This is a genomic window from Chryseobacterium sp. SIMBA_028 (assembly GCF_046535285.1).
In the GTDB taxonomy this organism is placed as follows: domain Bacteria; phylum Bacteroidota; class Bacteroidia; order Flavobacteriales; family Weeksellaceae; genus Chryseobacterium.
Map to the genome: position 1 here is coordinate 37,726 of NZ_JAWRWZ010000011.1, position 20,150 is coordinate 57,875.

Sequence of the window (20,150 nt, forward strand, 5' to 3'; positions counted from 1 at the left end):
CAGTTATTGTTAGATTGATGCGTTGTTTATATTATTTAACACCATGAGCCAAAAAATTGCCATAACAGGGATGGGCATCATTTCTTCCATTGGAAACAATGTGGAGGAAAATTTTATTTCATTACAATCCGGGAAACATGGTATTTCAGATATTCAGATGTTTGAAACCCGCCATGCAGGAACAATTAAAACGGGTGAAATAAAATTATCCAATGAGGAACTTGTGCAAAAGCTTCACCTTGATGAAGATAATAATGTAACAAGAACTTCCTTATTAGGGATGGTTGCTGCAAAGGAAGCTGTAGAAAGTGCCGGAATTTCAGACATTAATGAATACAGAACGGGGCTTATCTCTTCTACCAGTGTGGGAGGAATGGATATTACTGAAAAATATTTCTACTCCTACGAAGACTTTCCTGAAAAGCAAAAATACATTGACGCTCATGATGCCGGAAATTCCTCATTGGTTATTGCTGATCATTTGGGATTAAAAGGCATGGTTTCTACCATCAGTACGGCTTGCTCATCTGCAGCAAACGCCATTATGATGGGAGCCAAGCTAATTAAAAACGGAGTATTAGACCGTGTGATTGTAGGGGGAACAGATTCGCTTTCAAAATTTACACTGAACGGATTCAACACCCTGATGATTCTTACGGACTCTTACAATACACCTTTTGACAACGACAGAAAAGGGTTGAATCTTGGAGAAGCAGCAGCCTTTCTGGTTCTTGAATCTGAAGAGGTTGTAAAAAAAGAAAATAAACAGGTATTAGCCTATCTTTCCGGTTATGGAAACGCTAATGATGCTCACCACCAAACAGCTTCTTCCGAAAATGGACAAGGCGCATTTCTGGCCATGCAACAGGCTTTGAAAATTTCAGGATTGAAAAAGCAGGACATAGATTATATCAACGTTCATGGTACCGCAACACCCAACAACGATTTGTCAGAAGGAATTGCCATGATCAGAATTTTCGGGGAGAATCAGGTTCCTGAATTCAGCTCCACAAAAGCATTTACAGGACATACATTAGCCGCAGCAGCGGGAATTGAATCTGTATTTTCAATTTTGGCCATGCAGCACAGCCTTATTTTTCCTAACCTGAATTTTAAGACCAAAATGGAAGAGTTTGATTTAACTCCGGTTACTCAATTAAAGGAAAAGACCATAAATCATGTTTTGTCCAATTCCTTTGGGTTTGGCGGAAACTGTTCAACCTTAATTTTCTCAAAATCATGAGTGCAGTATACATCAACAGTACATCCTGTATCTCTGTTCAGGACACTTTAAATGAAAATTTCATTCAACATCTTAAACCGGAAAATTCGGTAAGGATGATAAAGGCCATAGAACCTAATTACAAGGAATTCATTCCTCCTGCAATGATCAGGAGAATGTCTAAGACTGTAAAAATGAGTTCTGTAGCCTCACATTACGCTTTAAAGGAAGCAGGAATTGAGCAGCCGGACGCTATTATTGTAGGGACCGGAATGGGATGTTCTCAGGATTCTGAAAAGTTTTTAAAAAACGTGATTGATAATCATGAAGAGTTTTTAACGCCTACATTTTTTATTCAATCTACTCATAACACGGTTGCAGGCCAAATTGCACTTGGTTTACAATGTCATGCGTACAACTTTACGTATGTAAACACCTCCTCTTCACTGGAGTTTTCATTTTTGGATGCAAAACTTCAGATTTCTGATGGTGAAGCAGAAAATATCCTTGTTGGGTCTACCGATGAGCAGGCCGACAGAACCATGGAGCTTTACTGCCTAAATAATACCATTAAACAGGAAGCCGAACTTCCTGCAGACCATCTGAATTCCGGTACAAAAGGAGTTATTTGGGGAGAAGGAGCAAGCTTTTTTGTTGTTGGAAAAGATAAGACAGAAAATTCCTACGCAAAACTGACAGACATTAAAATCAGTAACAGATTAGAATTGAATGAAACACGAAGCTTTATTCAAGAGTTTTTAACGAAAAACAATCTTTCTACCCATGATATTGATGCAGTAATTTTAGGATTTAGCAGTGACACAGGCTCGGATGTTTACTATACAAAAGCAATGGATCTATTTTCAGATTCAGCTTTATTATATTATAAGCATTTGAGTGGGGAATTTAATACCGCAAGCGGCTTCTCTACTTTCATGGCTTGTCATATTCTTAAGGAGCAGCAGATTCCTGAAGTAATGATGATTAATGAAACAAAAAAAGAGGAAGTGAAAAATGTGCTTCTTTATAACCATCTGGCGGGTTCCGATCACAGCTTGGTATTATTGGAGAAAGTTTGATAAGGCAAAAACCTAAAGAAAATTTCTAAAAAGACTATCAGATAATAGATTACTTTTGTTATTCAAAAACAACGGGCGATGAAGCACTATTCATTCATCTTATTTTATCTCTTCTGTAACGTTTTCATCTATGCGTTTCAGGGAAGTTTATGGGTGTATATAGCTTGTTTTCTTGCTTTTTCTGCTGTAGTTGTTTGGGGATCATTCGCTATTGAACTGGGATATTTTGTCAACAGTATTACCCATAAGCGAACGAAAATCAAAGAAATTGCTTTGACTTTTGACGACGGGCCTACAGAATTTACACCGAAGTTTTTAGATTTACTCAATGAACATCAGATAAAAGCTACTTTTTTCTGTATCGGAAAGCAGATTGAAAAATATCCGGAAACATTTCAGAGAATCATTGCTGAAGGTCACACCATCGGAAACCACACATTAACCCACTCTCATTCAACAGGTTTCCTATCTACCTCCAAAATGATTGCAGAGATTAAAAACTGTGATAAGGTGATGAAGAATGTTGGAAATATACAAACAAACTTATACAGACCTCCTTTCGGGGTTACCAATCCGAATATTGCAAAAGCCATTAAGCAAACTCATAAAATAAACATCGGCTGGAATGTCCGTTCTCTGGACACCATCATTGACGATGAAAGGAAAATCTATAAGAGAATTACTAAAGATCTAAGAAAAGGAAGTATTATTCTCCTCCATGATACCTCAGAAAAAACATATCATGTACTGGTAGATTTATTAGTATTTTTGAAAGATAAAAAGTACTCAACATTTACCGTTGATTCAATTACAAATTCAAGGAAAAAATGATTAAAAATATTGCCCTAGGAGCATTTTTACTGGTATCAGGTTTCTTTTTTGCGCAAAATACCGCAATGTCGGGTGCCGAGGCCAAAGCATTTATATCCAAGGTCTCCACAGATACCAAGGAAATTAAAACATTGCAGAGTGACTTTACCCAGACCAAAAAAATGGATTTTCTGGATAAAAGCATTGTCACCTACGGAAAAATGTCATTACAGACTCCTAATATGCTAAGCTGGAAATACACCAAACCATATCAGTACAGTATTGTTTTTAAAAGCAATAAAATCTTCATCAATGATCAAGGGAAGAAATCTTCTGTGGATGCTAAAAGCAAAACCTTTGAAAAGATCAATAAACTAATTGTTGGTAGTTCAAACGGAACCATGTTTAATGATCCTGAATTTACAGTAACGTACTTCAAGAATGGAAATTATAATGTTGCTAAGTTTATTCCGAAGACTTCACAACTGCTGAAATACATCAAACAGATTGAACTTTATTTTCCAAAGAGCCAGTCTACGGTTTCTCAGGTTAATATGACAGAAGCTTCAGGCGATACAACGAATATTGTTTTCAAAAACACAAAGATCAATGCTTCAATTCCTGCGTCAGAATTTACGTTATAGCCTGATTCTATTACTGGTAGTTTCCTGCAAAACGTATCAGCTAACTGATGTAAAGACCGTTTCCACGACTGAAAAAACAGTTGAAAATCTTTATTTTTCATCTACTGAAGATTATGTTTATAAATGTCAGATGGATATTTATAAAAATCATGTAAGCGGAATCCTTATCATCAAAAAATTGAATGAAACAACACACCGTGTCGCTTTAACTTCTGACTTTGGCAATAAGCTGATAGATTTTGAAATTTCGGACAATCATTTTAAACTGAATTACGTATTGACGGATCTGGATAAAAAAATTGTTATTAATTTTCTGAAAAATGATTTTCAGCAGCTATTGAAAAAGCAATATCCGGTAAGTGAGAGCTTTGAAAATGAAAACTCTAAAATCTATCTTTCCAAGATGGACAACAAGAGCTATTATTTATTCTTTAATAAGGACAATAACTTACTGAAACAAATCATTTACACCAAAAATAACAAGGAAAAAATCGATTTTACATTTGATGCAAAAAAGCATATCTTCGCGGACAGCTTAAATTTGCAACACAAGGATTTTAAGATCAATATAAAACTATTTCAAATAACCGAAACTGAATAACTTTACCATGAAAAAAATATTTCCATTCTTATTTGTACTGATATCAGGACTCTCTTTTGCCCAAGTAACATTTACGCCAGGAATCAGAGCCGGAGCCAATTTTTCTCATTTCACCAATGATGAAAATCAAACGTTCTTCTATCCTGGAGATGTATATTATCCGCAATCCCAAATGAATCTTAATTTCAAAACAAGAACTGATTTTTACCTTGGATTTTTGGGAAATATCCGTTTTGCAAAATTTTATGCCCTGCAACCGGAAATTAATTATTCAAGACAGGGAACCAAAGTAGAATCCAATGTTAATAATATGGGGGAACAAAACATTACAGTTTCTTATCTTGGAATTCAATTGGTTAACAAGTTTTATTTCAACAAATTCAATGTTCATGCAGGACCTACTCTTGATTTTGTTGTAGAAAAGAAAAATATTAATCCTGATAACGAAATTGATCTAGGAATTACTGCCGGAGTAGGATATGATATCACTAAGAATTTTGGTATAGAAGCAAGGGTGAAAAAAGGATTCATTCCTGTTTACAGCTTCTATGAAGATCATTCTAATGTTACTTTTCAGGCAGGTATTTACTATACATTTAACATGAAAAAATAATTATGCAGACCATTCTTACAGACTTTTATACGTTAACATCATACGAAAAAGCAGAAAACGGAAGTTTTATTGCGCATATCAACTTAAATAAAGGTCATGATATTTTCAAGGGCCATTTTCCGGGAAATCCGGTGACACCTGGTGTGTGTATGATGCAGATTATTAAAGAACTGACAGAAGAATTTACAGGTTCAAAATTATTCTTAAAAACGGCATCGAATGTAAAATTCATGGCCATTATCAATCCTTTTGAGACTCCTGATCTGAAACTTCAATTGGATATTACTGAAAATGAGGAAGATGTTAAAGTAAAAAATATAACTTCCTTTGGCGAGACTATTGCATTAAAGTTGTCTGTAAGCTATAAAAAATTAACGGCATGAAACTTATCTTATCATTCGTAGCAGCATTTATTTTTTTCTTTCAGTCTGATTTAGAATCCTTGAGAAACAGCTATGCCAAGGCCAATGACTCTGCAGCCAATACTGAAAACTTTATAGGAATTGCAGAAAAGCAATCGGGTTCTGATGCAGTAACCTTAGGCTATAAAGCAGCGGCAAAGATTATGGAGGCAAAAGTCTCCAAGGGAAATAGAAAGACCCTGGTGAAAACAGGAGCTACAAGTCTTGAAGCGATCATCAAAAGTAATCCTAATAACGCAGAATTACGCTTGATCAGATTAAGTGTTCAGGAAAACATTCCTAAAATTGTGGGTTACAGAGGCAGTTTAAAGGATGACAAAGCTTTCCTACTGAACAATTACAGCAAACAAAATGCTGCCTTGAAAAACTATATCAAAAGGTTTGCATTGCAGTCTAAAACCATTACCGAGGCCGAAAAAGCCACTTTAAAATAATATAATGTCCCTTGCTGAAGTACAAAATGCAATTTCTGAAAAGAAGATCTGCGTTTTAATACCTACCTACAATAATGAAAAAACCCTGAAAAGGGTAATAGACGGTGTTTTGAACTATACCGAAAGTATTATTGTGGTTAATGACGGTTCTACCGATTCTACTCTTCAAATTCTGGCTCAATACCCCCATATTACAACCATCACCCTACCTGAGAACAAAGGGAAAGGAAACGGATTGAAAATAGGTTTTAGAAAAGCTAAGGAACTGAACTACGATTATGCCATAACCATTGATTCTGACGGACAACATTATCCCAATGATATTCCTGTGTTTGTGGATGCTCTGCTTCAGGAAAATGAAGAGGTACTATTAATTGGGAACAGAAATATGTCCCAAGATGGTATTCCAAAGAAAAGCAGCTTCGGAAACAGATTTTCTAATTTTTGGTTTTGGTTCGAAACAGGAATTAAGCTTGAAGACACCCAATCCGGTTACAGGCTTTATCCTTTACATAAAATTCCCAAGAAATATTTTACACCGAAATTTGAGTTTGAAATTGAGATCATTGTAAGGACTGCATGGAGACATATTCCCGTAAAGAACGTTCCCATTAAGGTATTGTACGATCCTAAAGAGCGTGTTTCGCATTTCAGACCATTCAAAGATTTTACTAGGATCAGTATCTTGAATACGATTTTAGTAACGATCACTCTTTTTTACATTATTCCGAGAAACTTCGTGAATAACTTCAAAAAAAAAAGCTTTAAAAAATTTATAAAAGAAGATGTGCTGGAAAGTGACGGAAGCAATCGTATAAAAGCTTTTTCCATTGCCCTTGGAGTGTTCATAGGCTTATCACCATTTTGGGGATTTCAAACGCTATTGGTCATCAGTTTATCTGTTCTTTTCAAACTGAATAAAGTTCTTGCATTTGTAGCCTCCAATGTGAGTCTTCCTCCTTTTATTCCGTTTATCATTGCGGCTTCATTGTTTCTTGGTTCTCCATTTGTTCATGGAGACAGTAATATTCTAAGTCAGGATGTTAATTTCGAGCTAATCAAGAATAACCTGCTTCAGTATGTTATTGGAAGTTTCATCTTAAGTACTACATTGTCTGCTTTGGCAGGAATAAGTACTTTTCTTTTTCTGAATAAACTGAATCCGGAAAATAATTAAACTAAAAGCAAAGCCCCGAAAGAATATTCCGAGGCTTTACATTCTAATTATTTATTTTACTATTTTGAAACGATAATCTTCTGACTATAGTCAATTGAAGAATTGTTTTTAATTTTTACAATATAAGCTCCATTGATCAGATTACCAGCATTAACAGTTGTTTGTCGGTTAAGATTGATATTTTCCTGAGAAACAAGCTTTCCTGTAAAGTCATAGATGGAAACTGTTGTAATTCCTGACACATTCATTCCTGAAGGAGTTTTGATGGTGAATTCATTTTTTACAGGGTTTGGATAAATGGAAATTCCTTTTGAATTTTTAGAAACTTCGTTTACGGCCAGTGATCCACATTCAGTAGGAATGGTAAAATCTTCCACCTGATCGTTCAGATCCGGTGCTGGCTGATCAGAACCTACCCATCGCCCAGTCAATCCTCCCGATGCAGCATTTACTCCCAATCCTCGTTTTGCAAATGTTTTCCAGATCATGCATTTATCAGCTCCGTTTGTTTTTGCCTGATCGGCAGCCAGAATAGCATTTCTTCCTGTTACGAAAGTAGGAGAACAAGGTTGCAATTTAAGAGCGTCTACCACAAGCTGTAATACTCTGGCACTTCCACTGTCAGGATTATCCAAAACATTACTGCTATAACCATATTTCTCTACATAATTCCAATGAAGATCCCAAAGCATTGTTGCCCATACAAATCCTACACTATGAGAATTTACACGGGTAATTGCCGTTCCGTCATCTTCTACAGCATTATATTTCATCCCGTTCGTTTTACCATATGTATAATCATTAATGGTAAAATTAGGAGAATATTTAGCCGGTCTTATTCCAAGAGCGTCTATAGGATCTCCTTCAGCAAAAGTTCCTATCCCTCTCGGCACAGACGCGTTATCTCCCGCTTTATTGGTCAGCATTAATGCAAAAAAATCAGACCAACCTTCTCCCATCTGTTCATTATCGACTGTATAATTTAAGCAACTCACACTGGTTCCTGTAAGACGGGTAGAAATCCCATGCCCATACTCATGAGTCACGATCCCATTATCTAAGCTGCCATCTTTATAAATATAGTTCGGTGTATCATATTTTAATGTTCCATTTACAGCGGTAGAGGCTAATTGATTTATAATAGCAACTCCTTCAGCATTATCTACAAGTACAGAAGGGATCGTAATGGTAGCATCGGATCCTCCCATCTGGCCTGCAAGTGGTACAGAAGTTGGAGCGTTATAAACAATAACTCCTACAGCACCTTTTAACTGAGCATTTTTAACTTTGAGTGCAAAACCACAATTGGCGCCACCTCGTTGTATTAGAGCCAGCTTCCCCGTAAGATTTTCGGAAATAGCAGTACAGCCATCAATGGGTGTAGTGACTGCTATGTCTCCTGTAATACCTGTTGCTGTAAGCTTTGGACCAAAAACTGCTGTTTTAGAATTAGGAGTGCGTGATGTAAATGGAGCAGGTGAATTATAAAATAGGTTTTGCATATTTTTAGGTTCATATAAATACATCTGCATTCTAGGGGCAAAGCCATCATTTCGTGTACTAAAATTAGCATTATTATAACCTTTTCCATCTCTGGCTTCTGCAAGAACAGCATCATTACCAGAACCTCCGTTTCCAAAATTATTGGTTTGAAAATTCTTGGAAGATTCAGTAAATCCGAACTTATAAAATATATCATGAATTTTATTATTCAGATAAAATAAATTGGTCACAGATGCAGAGGTATAATTTTGTGGTGGCAATGTTATATCCAATGGAAAATCAAAAACTCTGCCCGCTCCTCCATCCGGGGAAAACTGGGGAGTATTGGTTGCATTTTCATCAGTATAGGTATAAACATTATTTCCTCTTGTATTCGTATAATGATTTGTTCCATCAGAGTGCCATCCTTCAGGCGATGCTATAAGGTCCCATGGGTTGGTAATTAATGCTCTGTTTCCAAAGGTAGGTGCTTCAACAGGCAAAGGAAATACATTATAGGAAGCATTATCAGGAGCTAAAACAAAGCTTGAACCCTGAGGTATTGTATGTTGAAATTGTGGAAACAAACTTGGCATAGCATGTTCTGCATGAGAATGTCCATAAGCGCCTGAATGGAAACTACAGGACAATGTCAGATTTTCTTTGTATAGTAATGAACCGTCTTCAGCGCTGATAATAACCATCCAGCTATTATCAGTTCCTTTTTCTTCAATATCAAATTCATATCCTAGGATCAGGTTCCCATTTTTCACAAAATAAACTGTGGTAGTCTTAAGGAATTCGTCTTTACCCTCCTTGTTTTTCGCAGTAGTATTTCCATTTAATTTTTTAGCAGCGGCAGTCACAAGAGCCTCCTTATTGCCTCCTTCTTTTCCTTTAATAGAAGTTGGCAAAATTTTTATGAAAGTATCTGCAAAGCTTAATACTTTGTCTTCCCTTATCAGAACATTTGCAGAACTACCGAATATCGGGATACCATTAATCGTCTGCTGAATTCCTACAACATCTCCTTTTAAACTTTCCGAATGGTCAATATTAACAATTTTAAAAGTTTTCAGGTCAGAATCCATTCTTTGAAACGGCCCTTTGGAAGAGCTCATATAGTCTTTTATGACCTGCTCCTGATTTTGAGCAAAAATAATTCCTGTACTTAAAAGAGAAGAAAGAAGCAGGAATTTAACACTAAATCGAATTTTTTTCATGTGTAATACTTAAAATTAATAAATGTAATTATCCAGTTAGTGTCAAAAAACACCAAATGTTACATTATTAATAATGATGTATTTTAAAAACAAAGAAATTCGCAATAAAACAACAATGAAGGGATCTAACAATTAATTGTGTATCCTTTTAATAGCCTTATTCAAATACTTTTCCACTGTTTTCTGATCCGGAACTGTTGTTACTTCCTTGGTGAGCGCTTTCTCAAATTCAGTTTTTGCCTTTGAATACTCTTTTTTATGAAAATAATATTTACCTGCCATAAAATATCCTTTCCAGAAATCTGGATTTAAGGATTGATAATGAGCAATAAAGTTATCCGAAAGTATTTCCTTATTATGGATGGCATCATTAATTTCAAAGCTTATTTGCCTGTATTCCTCATAGTTTTTGAATTCCTGAGAATCTGCAAAAGGATCTTTTATAATATTAAGTTGTGATTTTGAAAAATTATTAGGCTTCAATCCCCGCTCTGAAAATATATCATTAAGGTCATAGCATACAAATTCTCCCAGTTGATAAGGATTGGAAGATACCCATACTAACTTTTTCTGAGGCGAGAATATCACCGCATGATGGGCCAAAAGCTGGTTCAGGGCCTTTTCATTTCCGTTTCCTATGCTCTCATTCTTTAAACCAGACCTGTTCCTTAGAATAGAAGCCATTTTCTCCGGATTCAGTTTTTTTTCTTCCTGTAAAAGCTCCTGTAATTTTTCATAGCGGTAAGCAGAATGGCTTTCCTTAATCTGTTTCTGATTTCTTACATCATTTTTATAGACATCAGACTGAAAATGATTGGTGCAAAATACCCTGCTTGTATTCTCTACTTTGTACACTCCGAAACTTTTCGGTGAAACTTCAATAATGACGGCATTTTTATCATGAGCGCTTCCTACCAGAATTGATTCTGAGACGAAAACGTTTCTTTTTTTTGCAATAGCAATGGCATCCTCAATATTTTTTGCATATTGTAGAATTTCTCTTGTTACCAGAGAAATAGGAGTTTTCGCAGTTAAAGGAATCTTTGATTTTCCGGCATTAATGGTTACCGTAATTCCTTCTTTATTCATCCCTGAAACTACGCCAATCATCCCCGGCCAGCTTACAGACATGTAGGGTATTCCATCTTCCGGCTCTACAAATTCGACCAGTTTATTTTTGGAAAAGTCATCTCCTACATAAAAATCGAAGTTTCTTCCAATCAATAAATCTCCATCTTCTGTATTTTCATTCCATACCGCCAGAGAAGTACACCCCACCATTGCCAGATCCTGCATGGCGTGTCCAATATCATGGGCACCGTGCAAATAGAGATTCCTCAGATACTTGGAAGCAATAAAGTCATATTGGACGGATGAATATTGCGACAAACCATATAATTCTGCCTGATAGTCTTCTCTTACATTGAGATACATTTTTCGGTTGTACCATTTTAAGAAAACATTCAAAAGTTTCTGTTTAAATTTTGACGGAACAAATCCTTCTACTTTAGAAAAGAAGATTTCTTCCTGTTTCTGCATTAAATCCTGAGTTAATGCCCCGTTATTATATCCTAGCTGTAAAGGGTTCCCTTTAATATAAAGTTCCCAAAGCTGTTGCTTATTCTTGGTCAGAAAATTTTGTTTATAGCTGAATGTTGTATCATTGATTTTAGTCACTTTCGGAATTTCCAATGAATATTGCTTTACCTCCGGAAGATGATGAACAGACTTTGAAACCCCGCATGAAATCAGGATCAATAAAAAAAAGGAATAGATGATGAACCTTTTATAAGAAAAGTAATTCGTAATCGTTTTTTTCACAGTGGTTTTTATTAAATCATTTGCTGCAGACGGTTGTCAATAATTTCTTTCCCCAGGATTTCAGCGCAGGTATTGAATGCCCCTATGGTAACACCCAAAATCCCATGCATATTCACGGATTGACCAGTCAGAAACAGGTTATCAATTTTTGTACGGGGAGAAACCATTGTTTTAAGCGGGTTATCTGAATTTTTCATGTATCCGTACATATTTCCATCAAAGCTGCCGATATAGTCCCTATAAGACAAAGGTGAAGAGGTATATATTCTTTTAATGGCATGCCTAAGGTTAGGGATTTTCTTTTCCAGAGCCTCAATCATTTTTTCAGTCTTTTCAAGCTTAAATCTTTCATACTGCTCTCCTCTTTCATGCTCCTCAGCCACTGTATTGAATGTACTTTCCCACTTTTTCACCTCATCAAAGTCCATATAGGAAATTGCAGTCAGACTTTCAGCAAATTCCGGATGATGTTTTGAGGGTGTAGATGAAAGCATATAGGTTTCCGGCCATGTATTCTTTTGGTAACGGGATGCGTTCCAAACCTGTTCTTCTGATGAATAATGATAAATATTATAATTAAAGTTCGGAAAGCATTGAGGCTTTAAGATAATATAAACGCTAAAGCATGATGAAACCGGCTTCCAGCTCAAAACCCTGTTCAGAAAAGACTTCTTCAGCCTTTCTCCTCCAATGAGCTTAATCGTGGAACGAATCTCAATATTTGAAATAAAGCGCTTGGCAGTATATTCTTTTCCTGAAACTGTTTTTACCGACGTTACGATATTATTTTCATTAAAAACACATTCAGAAACCTCGGAATGCTTGTGGACATCAGCTCCATATTGACGTAGTTTTCTAATAAGCAGCTTCGAAATCTGGCTTCCGCCTTTCACACATTTATAGGCACTCTGAATGTAAGAATTTACCGTTAAAGCATGAACATAGAAAGGAACATTTTCAGAATCTCCGGCATACAGGAAATTAGAGCCTAGCAGAACTGACTGAAGTGTTTTATTCTGTGTAACGGATTCTATAAATCTTTTGGTATTGAGATGCAGGATTTCTTCATTATAGTTATCTTTTCCCACCACATTATACCTTGGAAACTGGCTACAGACATATTGAATTTCCTCACAATAGTTCTCCAGATTTTCCTTTTCTTCCGGAAAATGTACAGATAACTGTTCTACAAAGTTCTGATACCCTTGAGCGTGAGGATATTCGATTGTGTTATTTCCAAAAGAAATTCTGTCATATCCGTCTTCATCCATCTTTTGAAGTTCCAGTTCATCCATGATTTCCAGATAGGAGAAAAAACAGTTTAAATTCTGACCCTTTGAAAGACCTCCCAGGTAGTGAACACCAGTATCAAAAATAAGTTTATCCCTTGAAAAGGTTTGTAGATTTCCTCCATACTGGTTGTTTTTCTCCAGCACACAAACTTTCAGACCCTCTTTTGCTAAAATAAGAGCCGAAACAAGACCTCCCAATCCACTGCCGATTACAAGTATGTCATAGTCTTTCTTCAAAGGAGAATGTGTTTTTAAAAAATTAAGAGTGTTCAGAATTAAGGAATCATAGATTACTTTGTGATCAATATACGAAGAAAACTATTGACACTGTATTATTTTAATTCTTAATAATCTTAATGATTTTGAGTTTTTTATTAGTTTTTAGAGGGTAAAAATAGAAAAATTAATCAACATCATCCCAAAAATCAAAATAATTGAACCATTGAAGGGGATATTTCTTGATCATGGTTTCAAGATTTTGAACATAGGATTGTAAAAGCCCCTGCGAATCACGGTTTTTGATATTCTGTGCTACTCTTGCATATAAGTGATAGTGAAGATTATTCTCTTTCATCACATAAACGTAAACCACGGGAACCCCCAATCGAGAAGCAATAAGAAACGGCCCTGCCGGAAATTTTGCACTTTTCCCCAGCAGGTCTGCCTCAAGGTATTTAGATCCCTCGAAATAGCGATCTCCGGTAAAGCAGATCAGCTCATTATTTGACAAGGCTTGATTGATCTCAAAGATATGCGACATATCTTCTTTTACATAGATGAATTTGATATTGCTTTCTTTTACGGCGACACTTTCCAGGTATTCCTTAATCACTGTAATTTCCTGATCAGTAGTCACTAGGTTAATTTGACAGTCAAAATCGATGTCTGCAAAGAAATGTTCTGCAATTTCAAAGTTCCCGATATGGGCACTGATAAGAACGCCTCCTTTTTTAGCCGCCAAAAGATTTCTGAGATTTTCAATACCATCGAACTCATAGGTATATTTTCCTCTCAATCCCGCGGAGATGGCTGTTTTGTCAATCAGAACTTTTCCGAATGTAAAATAGCTGTTAAAAATGGAGCGCTTGGCTTTCCAATAACCGTAGTTTAGTCTTTTCTGAAAATAATAACGAATGTATCTGTTGCTATTCTTCTGAAACAGAACGTAATAGGAAGCTACAAAGTACAGTATAAAATATGAACTTCTGATCCCGATATTTCTAATACACCAAACGAATATTCTGTATCCCAGTACCGTTCCTTTAGATTTACCTTTCCACTTGTTCATAAATAGAGTTTACCAATATAACAGTATACCAATGTAACAATATCTGTGGGTAGGCTCTTATATCATTACATTGGTACATTTTAAAGAATAGATTTACTTAATAACTATGCGTTTTTTTCAGCAATCTTATTTTCAATGGTTGTATAGAAATCATCAAATGTCACCATCTTCTTGAAGTCGGCTTCTCCTAATTTCACTCCGAAATTAGATTCAATTACGACTACCATATCGATATAGTCCAGGCTGTCTAAGCCTAGTGTATTTTTAAGGTTGGCATCATTACTGATTTCTTCTCCATCAACTTCGAATTCGTTTACAAGAAAATCATTAACAATGGCAACAATTTTTTCCCTTTCCATGTTTTTAATCAAATTTTTTTACTATTAGTGCAGAATTGGTTCCCCCAAACCCAAAAGAATTCGACAAAAATACATCAATTTTTTGATTTTTTGTTTTGGAGACTAAATTTATCTTTGCCGCCTCATTATCAGGATTTTCCAGATTTATATTAGGAGCAACAAAATCATTCTGCATCATCAGAATTGAGTAGATAACTTCACTTGCACCTGCCATCCAGCATTCATGCCCGGTCATGGATTTGGTAGAACTTACCGGAACTTCACTTCCAAAAATCTCATATATTGCTTTTGCCTCGTTGGCATCACCAATGGGTGTGGAAGTCGCGTGAGCATTAATGTAATCGATATCTGAAGCTTTTAATCCGGACTGCTCGAGGGCTCTGTCCATTGCCAAAGCCGGGCCATCAACATTTGGGGTTGAAATATGTCCTCCGTTTGATGAAAAGCCATAGCCTATAATTTCAGCAAGAATAGAAGCTCCTCTTCTTTGTGCAGACTCCAGGCTTTCAACAATTAAGCTAGCCGCTCCTCCACTCGGGATTAAACCATCTCTTTCCGCATCGAAAGGTCTTGATGCTTTTGTAGGCTCATCTTCTCTGGCCGAAAAAACGCCCAGCCCATCAAAACTTGCCATAGAATATTTATTGGTCTCCTGCGCTCCGCCACAGATAATCATATCCTGAAAACCGTTCTTGATCATCATATAGGCAAGCCCCAAGGAATGTGATCCACTTGCGCAGGCTGCACTGATGGTAAGGTTGATTCCTTTCAGCTTAAAGATCGTAGAAAGGTTCATGGTCACTGTTGAATTCATTGATTTGAAGATCGCTCCTGATCCCATCAATGTAGTATCCTTCTTTTCCCTTGCAATGTCGATAGATTCTACCACTGCCTGAGAAACACTGTCATTTCCGTATAAAATCCCCACTTCATGGGTATCTAAAAAGGATTCATCAAGACCCGCCTGCTTCAAGGCATCAATGGTAGCAAGATAAGCATATTCGCTTTCTTCTCCCATGCTTACACGCTGACGTCTGTTCAGAAGATTCTTTAAATCCGGCTTTGGAACAACGCCCGTAAGGCCTGATCTGAATCCGAATTCTTTTCTTTCCTGATCTAAAATAATACCGGATTTTCCTTGGTATAGGGATTCCCTGACCTCTTCTAAAGACGTCCCAATGCAGGAATAAATCCCCATTCCGGTAATCACAACCCTATTTTCCATTTGTTTATATTGAATTTAACAATGTATCAGTCTAGCCAAGTAACAATATTTTCATTAAGGTTCACTCCACATTTGTACACTGGTACATTGGTATATTGTTAGATTATTTATGAGTAAATTCCGCCATTAATATTAATCACTTCTCCTGTAATGTATGAAGATTTTCTAGAGGCTAAAAATGCCACTAGATCAGCGACTTCTTCTGCTTCTCCAAATCTGTTGGCAGGAATCATTGCTTTCAGTTCTTCTTCATTGAACTCCTGAGTCATATCTGTTCTGATAAATCCCGGAGCCACAGCATTTACTGTAACATTTCTTTTCGCTACTTCCTGAGCAAGAGCTTTTGTTGCTCCTACCAAAGCTCCTTTAGCAGCAGAATAATTGGTCTGTCCGGCTGTTCCTTTTACTCCAGAAACGGAAACCATATTGATGATTCGTCCGTATTTGTTACGAAGTAATTTCTGAATAAAGAAGTTGGTTACATTGAAGAATCCGTCTAAACTGGTATTGATTACACTATTCCAGTCTTCCTTTTGCATCCACATAAACAGTCCGTCTCTTGTAATTCCGGCATTATTAACGATAACTTCTACCAAAGCATCAGAGTTTTTCTCCTGCCAGGCCGTTAAAGTATTTTGTACTTCTTCAGCATTTCCTACATCAAACTTAAGGATTTCTCCTGTAGCACCAAGTTCTTCTACTTTAGCCAAAGTTTCTTTTGCTGCAGCTTCATTTGAAGTGTAGTTGATAAGGATATGATAGTTTTTCTCTTCAGCCAGTTTTATACAGATTGCCCTCCCGATTCCTCTGGAGCCTCCTGTTACAATTGCACATTTCATGCGTTAGTGTTTATTTCGTTTTTAGTTTTTTTTAAGTTTGCTTATTCCTTACTTTTCTATTAGACAATTCATCCTTGTCAACAATTACATTGTCTTTAAATATTTCTTTACTTCCTCCAGATATGGATACATCACCATATCATTAGAGAATGCAGGAATAATCTTTCTGATCTCATCATATAATTCTTTGGTAGAGGATGATACTTTATCCTGAAAACCAAGATATTCAACAGCCTGAATGATTGTAATCGCTTCAATAGCCAATACTTCAAAAGCATTTTCAATTACTTTTCTGCAGATTACCGCAGCATTGGTTCCCATGCTAACGATATCCTGATTATCATTATTATTCGGAATACTATGAACATACATAGGGTTAGACAGCATCTGGCTTTCTGCCGTAGTGGAAGTTGCTGTAAACTGTACCCCCTGCATCCCAAAATTGAACCCTAATTTACCTAAATTTACAAAAGGTGGCAAGATTTCGTTGATTTTAGCATTCAAAAGATAGTTTAGCTGTCTTTCTGCAAGCATGGTAAGTTTAGTAACTACAATTTTTAGTTTATCCATTTCCAAGGAAATATAATCACCATGGAAATTCCCTCCATGGTAAACATGTTGATCTTCTACATTGATAATTGGATTATCGTTTGCAGAATTGATCTCATTTTCAAGAACTTTTTCGGTGTACTCCAATGTATCTAGCACAGGACCAAGAATCTGTGGAACGCATCTTAGGGAATAATATTCCTGTACTTTTTCCTTAAATACTTTTTCCTGTTCTTCAAAATGGGTATATAAGTGATCTTCTCTCTTTCTGATCAGTTTACTGTCTGCCAAGTGCGCACGCATTCTTTCTGCCACTTTTTGCTGACCGTAATGTTTTTTTGTTCCGTTCAATGCTTCTGATAAATGATCATCATAAGCCTGTACAATCTCATTGATTGCACAAGAAAGTCTAAGAGAAATATCGGTTAACTGGTTTGCTTTATATGCATTTACAATTCCGATTCCTGACATCACGGAAGTTCCGTTCATCAAGGCAAGCCCTTCACGGATTTCAACTTGAATTGGCTCCAATCCTTCGATTTCAAAAACCTCTTTTGTAGATTTTCTTTCTCCTTTGTAAAATACTTCTCCTTCTCCAATTAATACTAAAGCAAGGTGAGCCAGCTGAACAAGGTCACCACTTGCTCCTACTCCTCCATGTTCAAAAATCAATGGAGTAATATCTCTGTTGATCAGCTCCTGAAGAAGATAAATCACAGATTCATGTACCCCTGAGTTTCCTAGTGATAAAGTATTCAATCTTGCCAGCATACAAGCTTTCACTTCCTGAGCAGGCAGAGGGTTTCCAATCCCTGAAGAATGGCTTCTAATCAGGTTATACTGAAGCTGATGAGTATCTTCATCACTGATCTTGAATTGAGCCATTGGCCCAAAACCGGTATTCACACCGTATATTACTTTATTTTTTGAAAACTCCCTTAAAAACTGAAAACTTTTATTCACTCTTGACAAAAGTGATTCATCCAGTTCTATTTTTTCATTTTCAATGATAATTTTTTGAAAGTCTTTCAGTTCTAAAAAGTTATTTATTTTCATCAATTAAAAGTAATAGTTGATAATTTTGTAAAATATTAATTATTTGTCACTAATTTTGCGGCAAAGATAAAAGTTATTATTAAAATAAAAAATCAAAGATGAGCAAAGAATTTGTTGACGTTCTTGTAATCGGGGCTGGACCTTCCGGATGCGTGTCTTCTTCATATTTAAAGAAGAACAACGTCAGCGTAAAAGTTGTTGAAAAGACAAAATTCCCAAGACTGGTAGTTGGAGAAAGCTTAATTCCAAGGGTTATGGATCACTTTGATGAGGCCGGACTTTTCCCTGCACTAGACAAAATGGGCTTTGAAAAAAAGCTGGGAGCACGTTTTCTTCGTGGTGATGAAGTTTGCATTTTTGATTTTAGCAACAAATTCGGGGAAGGCTGGGACTGGACCTGGCAGGTTCCAAGAGCTGATTTTGATAATACACTTGCTCAGGAAGTGATCAATAAAGGTGTTGATCTTGAATTCGAATCTGAGGTCATAGATATCAAGTTTGAAGGAACAGATTCTATCACAACGGTAAGGGATAAGGATGGAAAAACTAAAGAGATCCATGCCAAATTTGTGATTGATTCAAGTGGCTACGGAAGAGTATTACCTCGTTTATTAGATCTTGAAAAACCATCAAAACTATCTCCCCACTCTGCTATTTTCTCTCATGTACAGGACGCCAACAGAGAACCTGGTGAAGAGGGCACTTTGATTTCCTTTGATATTATTGAAACTGAAGTTTGGCTTTGGGTAATTCCTTTTTCCAACGGAAATACCAGCTTAGGAATTGTAGGACCTACTGATTATATTGAAAAATTATCTGAAAGCGGAGACACTGCTGAAGCTTTAAGAAAGGCAATTTCTCTTTCAGACTATTATGTAAAACGTTTTGGTGATGTAGAATTTCTTTTTGAACCAAAACATTTGAAAGACTATTCCTGCTCTGTAAAAAGCCTGTTCGGAGATGGATTTGCTTTAACAGGGAATGCCTCTGAGTTCCTTGATCCAGTTTTCTCATCGGGAATGGCCTTTGCCACAGAATCAGGAATGCTTGCAGCAAAACTGGCATTAAGACAATTAAACGGAGAAAAAATAAACTGGCAGGCTGAGTACACGGATTATATCCTGTATGGTGTAGATGTTTTTACAACGTATGTAAAGGAATGGTACACCGGAAACCTTCAGGAACTTTTCTTTCACCAACCGGAAAACCCTGATGTAAAGAAAAAAATATGTGCTGTTTTAGCAGGATATGTCTGGAATAAAGACAATCCTTTTGTGAGAAAACATGATACAGTTATCAAAAATCTGGCAAACCTCATCAAACAGGAAAAACAGGAACAGCAAAATCAACAATAAAAAAACGGTCTGAAAATTCAGACCGTTTTTATTTTATTTTAAAGATTTTTTTATTTTTTTTCCAAGATATCTACCGGCAGATTCATAAGCCGCAGCAATCCTTCCATATTCCATTACGGCCTCGTCATTATTAACAAATCTATCAAACTTATTAAGTTCTATTTCCGCTAAAACTACTGAATGATTGCTTGTTTCAACCAATTTTATTGTACCGCTTATTTCTGCTGTCATCATTGTTAATCCTGCATGCCAGCCCGGGAATATCCATTTTGTCTCCAATAGCAAAGTATATTTTGATGAAATATCCTTTTTAAAAAAACTCTCTTTATAGGTTTTATTTAATCCTTTTGAAAAATATCTGATATACTCTTCATTTTTATACTTTTCCCATTCTGCAATCCATATTTTCCATGTTTCTTCTCCTCTTTTAGGATTATCCAGGACTTGTTTTTTTCTGTTTTCCAGATATTGAGTTTCTGTAATATTTTCTTTCATAAATAATACATCCTCAAATTTCAATTCTACATTCACTTCAGTCTGATCTTTTAAGACTTCAAAACCACCTGAAACAAGATTCATTTTCTCTTGTCCAAAAGCGGCAGTTGTCATCATAACCATGAACACCAGCAGAAATAATTTTTTCATAATTATAGTTTTTC

General features: G+C 36.2%; 19 protein-coding genes. 10 read left to right on the forward strand and 9 right to left on the reverse strand.

Annotated elements, in window-relative coordinates; translation table 11 throughout:
• Positions 1-43 precede the first annotated feature (43 nt).
• From SCA31_RS15385 to SCA31_RS15425, 9 genes are all read left to right on the forward strand, one after another.
• Positions 44-1,243: a beta-ketoacyl-[acyl-carrier-protein] synthase family protein gene (locus tag SCA31_RS15385; protein WP_410697841.1), complete on the forward strand. Its 1,200-nt coding sequence runs from the start codon at positions 44-46 to the stop codon at positions 1,241-1,243.
• Complete coding sequence (locus SCA31_RS15390; protein WP_410697842.1) at positions 1,240-2,301, forward strand: beta-ketoacyl synthase N-terminal-like domain-containing protein; 1,062 nt, start codon at positions 1,240-1,242, stop codon at positions 2,299-2,301. Before SCA31_RS15385 ends, SCA31_RS15390 begins: the two co-directional genes overlap by 4 nt.
• Positions 2,302-2,379: 78 nt before the next feature.
• The gene (locus tag SCA31_RS15395; RefSeq protein ID WP_410697843.1) at positions 2,380-3,132 is read left to right on the forward strand and encodes a polysaccharide deacetylase family protein; all 753 of its coding nucleotides are present in this window, start codon (positions 2,380-2,382) and stop codon (positions 3,130-3,132) included.
• On the forward strand, positions 3,129-3,755 hold the full coding sequence (locus tag SCA31_RS15400) for a LolA family protein (protein ID WP_410697844.1): 627 nt from the start codon (positions 3,129-3,131) through the stop codon (positions 3,753-3,755). Before SCA31_RS15395 ends, SCA31_RS15400 begins: the two co-directional genes overlap by 4 nt.
• Positions 3,721-4,356: a hypothetical protein gene (locus tag SCA31_RS15405; RefSeq protein ID WP_410697845.1), complete on the forward strand. Its 636-nt coding sequence runs from the start codon at positions 3,721-3,723 to the stop codon at positions 4,354-4,356. Before SCA31_RS15400 ends, SCA31_RS15405 begins: the two co-directional genes overlap by 35 nt.
• 7 nt (positions 4,357-4,363) lie before the next feature.
• On the forward strand, positions 4,364-4,969 hold the full coding sequence (locus SCA31_RS15410; RefSeq protein WP_410697846.1) for a porin family protein: 606 nt from the start codon (positions 4,364-4,366) through the stop codon (positions 4,967-4,969).
• A gap of 2 nt (positions 4,970-4,971) precedes the next feature.
• Positions 4,972-5,352 (forward strand): 3-hydroxyacyl-ACP dehydratase, encoded by a 381-nt coding sequence (locus tag SCA31_RS15415; RefSeq protein ID WP_410697847.1) that lies wholly within the window; start codon positions 4,972-4,974, stop codon positions 5,350-5,352.
• Positions 5,349-5,825, forward strand: a complete 477-nt coding sequence (locus tag SCA31_RS15420) for a hypothetical protein (protein ID WP_410697848.1) — start codon at positions 5,349-5,351, stop codon at positions 5,823-5,825. Before SCA31_RS15415 ends, SCA31_RS15420 begins: the two co-directional genes overlap by 4 nt.
• 4 nt (positions 5,826-5,829) lie before the next feature.
• Positions 5,830-7,002, forward strand: coding sequence for a DUF2062 domain-containing protein (locus SCA31_RS15425; RefSeq protein ID WP_410697849.1), 1,173 nt, complete (start codon positions 5,830-5,832; stop codon positions 7,000-7,002).
• Between the two features lie 59 nt (positions 7,003-7,061).
• Here SCA31_RS15425 and SCA31_RS15430 read toward each other — a convergent pair whose 3' ends face one another.
• From SCA31_RS15430 to hutH, 8 genes are all read right to left on the reverse strand, one after another.
• Positions 7,062-9,707, reverse strand: a complete 2,646-nt coding sequence (locus SCA31_RS15430) for a T9SS-dependent M36 family metallopeptidase (protein ID WP_410697850.1) — start codon at positions 9,705-9,707, stop codon at positions 7,062-7,064.
• A 132-nt stretch (positions 9,708-9,839) separates the two neighbouring features.
• The gene (locus SCA31_RS15435) at positions 9,840-11,528 is read right to left on the reverse strand and encodes a C45 family autoproteolytic acyltransferase/hydolase (protein WP_410697851.1); all 1,689 of its coding nucleotides are present in this window, start codon (positions 11,526-11,528) and stop codon (positions 9,840-9,842) included.
• A gap of 11 nt (positions 11,529-11,539) precedes the next feature.
• A complete protein-coding gene (locus SCA31_RS15440) occupies positions 11,540-13,057 on the reverse strand; it encodes a phytoene desaturase family protein (RefSeq protein ID WP_410697852.1) in 1,518 nt (505 codons plus the stop codon).
• 166 nt (positions 13,058-13,223) lie between these two features.
• On the reverse strand, positions 13,224-14,108 hold the full coding sequence (locus tag SCA31_RS15445; RefSeq protein ID WP_410697853.1) for a lipid A biosynthesis acyltransferase: 885 nt from the start codon (positions 14,106-14,108) through the stop codon (positions 13,224-13,226).
• Positions 14,109-14,212: 104 nt separating this feature from the next.
• Positions 14,213-14,467, reverse strand: a complete 255-nt coding sequence (locus tag SCA31_RS15450) for an acyl carrier protein (RefSeq protein ID WP_410697854.1) — start codon at positions 14,465-14,467, stop codon at positions 14,213-14,215.
• 4 nt (positions 14,468-14,471) lie between these two features.
• Positions 14,472-15,692, reverse strand: coding sequence for a beta-ketoacyl-[acyl-carrier-protein] synthase family protein (locus tag SCA31_RS15455; RefSeq protein WP_410697855.1), 1,221 nt, complete (start codon positions 15,690-15,692; stop codon positions 14,472-14,474).
• A 107-nt stretch (positions 15,693-15,799) separates the two neighbouring features.
• Positions 15,800-16,531 carry a 3-oxoacyl-ACP reductase FabG gene (gene fabG, locus SCA31_RS15460; protein ID WP_410697856.1) on the reverse strand — a complete coding sequence of 244 codons (732 nt, stop codon included), beginning with the start codon at positions 16,529-16,531 and terminating at the stop codon, positions 15,800-15,802.
• 84 nt (positions 16,532-16,615) lie between these two features.
• Positions 16,616-18,136 (reverse strand): HAL/PAL/TAL family ammonia-lyase, encoded by a 1,521-nt coding sequence (gene hutH / locus SCA31_RS15465; protein WP_410697857.1) that lies wholly within the window; start codon positions 18,134-18,136, stop codon positions 16,616-16,618.
• 98 nt (positions 18,137-18,234) lie between these two features.
• Here hutH and SCA31_RS15470 point away from each other — a divergent pair, with 98 nt between their 5' ends.
• Complete coding sequence (locus SCA31_RS15470; protein WP_410697858.1) at positions 18,235-19,491, forward strand: NAD(P)/FAD-dependent oxidoreductase; 1,257 nt, start codon at positions 18,235-18,237, stop codon at positions 19,489-19,491.
• 33 nt (positions 19,492-19,524) lie between these two features.
• On the opposite strand, the gene SCA31_RS15475 is transcribed toward SCA31_RS15470, so the two are convergent.
• On the reverse strand, positions 19,525-20,136 hold the full coding sequence (locus SCA31_RS15475) for a hypothetical protein (RefSeq protein WP_410697859.1): 612 nt from the start codon (positions 20,134-20,136) through the stop codon (positions 19,525-19,527).
• Positions 20,137-20,150 lie beyond the last annotated feature (14 nt).

Coding starts and splice junctions, on each gene's coding strand:
- fabG (WP_410697856.1), bottom strand. CDS start 16,531: ATGAAATGTGCAATTGTAACAGGAGGCTCCAGAGGAATCGGGAGGGCA.
- SCA31_RS15395 (WP_410697843.1), top strand. CDS start 2,380: ATGAAGCACTATTCATTCATCTTATTTTATCTCTTCTGTAACGTTTTC.
- SCA31_RS15385 (WP_410697841.1), top strand. CDS start 44: ATGAGCCAAAAAATTGCCATAACAGGGATGGGCATCATTTCTTCCATT.
- SCA31_RS15410 (WP_410697846.1), top strand. CDS start 4,364: ATGAAAAAAATATTTCCATTCTTATTTGTACTGATATCAGGACTCTCT.
- hutH (WP_410697857.1), bottom strand. CDS start 18,136: ATGAAAATAAATAACTTTTTAGAACTGAAAGACTTTCAAAAAATTATC.
- SCA31_RS15405 (WP_410697845.1), top strand. CDS start 3,721: ATGCTTCAATTCCTGCGTCAGAATTTACGTTATAGCCTGATTCTATTA.
- SCA31_RS15420 (WP_410697848.1), top strand. CDS start 5,349: ATGAAACTTATCTTATCATTCGTAGCAGCATTTATTTTTTTCTTTCAG.
- SCA31_RS15455 (WP_410697855.1), bottom strand. CDS start 15,692: ATGGAAAATAGGGTTGTGATTACCGGAATGGGGATTTATTCCTGCATT.
- SCA31_RS15390 (WP_410697842.1), top strand. CDS start 1,240: ATGAGTGCAGTATACATCAACAGTACATCCTGTATCTCTGTTCAGGAC.
- SCA31_RS15450 (WP_410697854.1), bottom strand. CDS start 14,467: ATGGAAAGGGAAAAAATTGTTGCCATTGTTAATGATTTTCTTGTAAAC.
- SCA31_RS15445 (WP_410697853.1), bottom strand. CDS start 14,108: ATGAACAAGTGGAAAGGTAAATCTAAAGGAACGGTACTGGGATACAGA.
- SCA31_RS15400 (WP_410697844.1), top strand. CDS start 3,129: ATGATTAAAAATATTGCCCTAGGAGCATTTTTACTGGTATCAGGTTTC.
- SCA31_RS15470 (WP_410697858.1), top strand. CDS start 18,235: ATGAGCAAAGAATTTGTTGACGTTCTTGTAATCGGGGCTGGACCTTCC.
- SCA31_RS15425 (WP_410697849.1), top strand. CDS start 5,830: ATGTCCCTTGCTGAAGTACAAAATGCAATTTCTGAAAAGAAGATCTGC.
- SCA31_RS15415 (WP_410697847.1), top strand. CDS start 4,972: ATGCAGACCATTCTTACAGACTTTTATACGTTAACATCATACGAAAAA.
- SCA31_RS15475 (WP_410697859.1), bottom strand. CDS start 20,136: ATGAAAAAATTATTTCTGCTGGTGTTCATGGTTATGATGACAACTGCC.
- SCA31_RS15430 (WP_410697850.1), bottom strand. CDS start 9,707: ATGAAAAAAATTCGATTTAGTGTTAAATTCCTGCTTCTTTCTTCTCTT.